2 protein-coding genes and 1 tRNA gene are annotated in these 3,525 nt (G+C 51.1%); all 3 read right to left on the bottom strand.

What is annotated here, in order from left to right; translation table 11 throughout:
* Positions 1 to 32: 32 nt before the first annotated feature.
* The 3 genes from EQY_RS0119695 to alaS all read right to left on the bottom strand — a co-directional run bounded on the left by EQY_RS0119695 (position 33) and on the right by alaS (position 3,491).
* Positions 33 to 125 (bottom strand) — tRNA-Ser (locus EQY_RS0119695).
* A 315-nt stretch (positions 126 to 440) separates the two neighbouring features.
* On the bottom strand, positions 441 to 626 hold the full coding sequence (csrA, locus tag EQY_RS0119690; protein ID WP_000906486.1) for a carbon storage regulator CsrA: 186 nt from the start codon (positions 624 to 626) through the stop codon (positions 441 to 443).
* Positions 627 to 860: 234 nt separating this feature from the next.
* Entirely contained in the window at positions 861 to 3,491 is a 2,631-nt protein-coding gene (gene alaS, locus EQY_RS0119685) for an alanine--tRNA ligase (RefSeq protein WP_000047190.1), read from the bottom strand.
* Between the last annotated feature and the right edge of the window lie 34 nt (positions 3,492 to 3,525).

Here is a 3,525-nt window from a genome sequence, read left to right as displayed (position 1 = left end):
AGTACTCTATCCAGCTGAGCTACGGATGCAAATGGCGGTGAGGCGGGGATTCGAACCCCGGATGCAGCTTTTGACCGCATACTCCCTTAGCAGGGGAGCGCCTTCAGCCTCTCGGCCACCTCACCACACGCCTCTTACGAGTGCTTCGAAGAACTTGTTTATCGCTCATCGTCGCTGCGTGGCGCACATATTACTTTCTGAGACTTATAAGTCAAACAATTTTTCCCACACTTTTATCGTTTGCACACTTCACGCTCAATTAGACTGTAAAAACGTCAAAAAGAGTGTTTTATCAACAGAAAAAATGGCCTATGACAGGCAGGAATGATGTTGAAAAATGGATGTTAACGTTGAATGAACGGGAGTAACGCGAAAAGAAATTGAAGTGAAGGAGAGATTTTGAGGGTGCGTCTCACCGTTAAAGATGAGACGCGGAAAGATTAGTAACTGGACTGCTGGGATTTTTCAGCCTGGATACGCTGGTAGATCTCTTCACGGTGAACAGAAACTTCCTTCGGGGCATTTACGCCAATACGTACCTGGTTGCCCTTTACCCCTAAAACTGTCACGGTGACCTCATCCCCAATCATGAGGGTCTCACCAACTCGACGAGTCAGAATCAGCATTCTTTGCTCCTTGAAAGATTAAAAGAGTCGGGTCTCTCTGTATCCCGGCATTATCCATCATATAACGCCAAAAAGTAAGCAATGACAAACACATTACATGTAAGCAGTCATGGCATTACATTCTGTTAAACCTAAGTTTAGCCGATATACACAACTTCAACCTGACTTTATCGTTGTCGATAGCGTTGATGCGAATGCCGTGGAGCAAGTCCACGGCATTGCCTGACGCTAATATTATTGCAATTTCGCGCTGACCCAGCCTTTCACACTGGCTAACGCTGCAGGTAAGGCCGCAGCATCCGTACCACCGGCTTGCGCCATGTCAGGACGTCCACCACCCTTGCCGCCCACCTGCTGAGCGACCATACCAATCAGTTCCCCTGCTTTCACACGATCTGTGACGTCCTTAGATACGCCTGCAATCAGAGAAACCTTACCTTCGGCTACCGTTGCCAGCACGATAATTGTCGACCCCAGCTGATTTTTTAAATCGTCAACCATGGTACGCAACATCTTCGGCTCAACACCGTTAAGCTCGCTAACCAACAGCTTAACACCATTAACATCAATTGCCTTACTGGAAAGATTTGCACTCTCCTGCGCGGCAGCTTGTTCTTTAAGCTGTTGTAGCTCTTTTTCCAACTGACGCGTACGTTCCAGTACTGAACGAACTTTATCAGCCAGATTATTGCTATCGCCTTTCAGCAGATGCGCAACTTCGCTTAAGCGATCGCTGTCTGCATGAACGGTGGCAATAGCACCTTCTCCGGTTACAGCTTCGATACGACGAACGCCCGCAGCAGTACCCGATTCAGAGATAATACGGAACAGACCGATATCACCGGTGCGGCTGGCGTGAGTACCGCCACACAGCTCTGTGGAGAAATCGCCCATGCTCAGTACACGTACACGTTCATCATACTTCTCGCCAAATAGCGCCATCGCGCCTTTCGCTTTCGCAGCCTCGAGATCCATGATGTTGGTTTCGATCGGCAAGTTACGACGAATCTGTGCGTTAACCAGATCCTCTACGGCACGAATTTCCTCTGGCTTCATCGCTTCATTATGTGAGAAGTCGAAACGCAGCACTTTGTCGTTAACCAGAGAACCTTTCTGCGATACATGAGTCCCCAGAATCTGGCGCAGCGCGGCGTGCATCAAGTGCGTTGCGGAGTGATTCAGACGAATACGAGCGCGACGAGCCTCATCAACATCAGCCTGCACCGCGTCGCCCACTGTCAGAGAACCCGCAGCTAGTTTACCGATGTGACCAATCGCCTGGCCGTATTTCTGAGTATCTTCTACCGCAAAGGAGAAGTTTGCGCCTTTCAGTTCGCCTTTATCGCCAACCTGACCGCCAGATTCTGCATAGAATGGCGTTTGATCCAGCACAACTACCGCTTCCTGGCCTGCATTGATGGCATCAACCGCTTTACCATCAACAAACAGCGCGGTCACTTTGCCGTTCAGTTCCAGATGGTCATAGCCTTTAAATTCAGATGCACTGTCAACACGGATCATTGCGTTGTAATCGGCACCAAAGCCGCTGGCTTCGCGCGCACGACGACGCTGCTCTTCCATTGCTGCTTCAAAACCAGCTTCGTCAACTTTGATGTTGCGCTCACGACAAACGTCAGCCGTCAGGTCAACCGGGAAGCCGTAGGTGTCGTACAGGCGGAAAGCTGTTTCGCCATCCAGCGTATCACCGGAAAGTTTTGCCAGCTCTTCGTCCAGCAGCGCCAGACCACGCTCCAGAGTACGAGCAAACTGCTCTTCTTCAGTCTTCAGCACCTGCTCAACCTGCGCCTGCTGGCGTTTCAGGTCTTCGCCCGCAGAGCCCATAACGTCGATCAGCGGACCAACCAGTTTGTAGAAGAAGGTTTCTTTCGCGCCCAGCATATTACCGTGACGCACCGCGCGACGAATGATACGACGCAGTACATAACCACGGTTTTCGTTGGACGGCATAACACCATCAGCGATCAGGAACGCACAAGAACGAATATGGTCAGCGATTACGCGCAGCGATTTGTTGCTCAAATCGGTTGCGCCAGTGACTTTCGCTACTGCCTGGATCAGCGTGCGGAACAGATCGATGTCATAGTTAGAGTTAACGTGTTGCAGCACCGCAGCAATACGCTCCAGCCCCATACCGGTATCTACAGACGGCTTCGGCAGCGGTTCCATCGTGCCATCTGCCTGGCGGTTGAACTGCATGAAGACGATGTTCCAGATCTCAATGTAGCGGTCGCCGTCTTCTTCCGGGCTTCCCGGAGGGCCACCCCAGATGTGATCACCGTGGTCGTAGAAAATTTCGGTGCACGGGCCGCACGGACCGGTGTCACCCATCTGCCAGAAGTTGTCAGATGCGTATGGCGCACCTTTGTTATCGCCGATGCGAATAATACGTTCGCGCGGGATCCCTACTTCTTTTTCCCAGATTTCGTAGGCTTCGTCGTCGCTTTCATAGACGGTAACCCACAGACGCTCTTTCGGCAGGGCAAACCATTTTTCGCTGGTCAGCAGTTCCCATGCAAACTGAATGGCATCGTGTTTGAAATAGTCGCCGAAGCTGAAGTTGCCCAGCATTTCGAAGAAGGTATGGTGACGTGCGGTGTAACCGACGTTTTCCAGGTCATTGTGTTTACCACCCGCACGCACGCAGCGTTGGGAAGTGGTAGCGCGGGAATAATTACGCTTGTCGAGCCCAAGGAACACATCCTTGAACTGGTTCATCCCGGCGTTGGTAAACAACAAAGTTGGGTCGTTATGGGGGACCAGGGAACTGCTGGCAACTACCTGATGTCCCTTACTATGGAAAAAGTCGAGAAACGCCTGACGGATCTCAGCGGTGCTCTTGCTCATAATTATTATATGAACACATCCCGTTTGCAAGGCA

It is taken from the genome of Escherichia sp. TW14182 (assembly GCF_000208525.1).
Taxonomy (GTDB): domain Bacteria; phylum Pseudomonadota; class Gammaproteobacteria; order Enterobacterales; family Enterobacteriaceae; genus Escherichia; species Escherichia ruysiae.
This window is presented reverse-complemented; position numbering and strand designations above follow the sequence as displayed.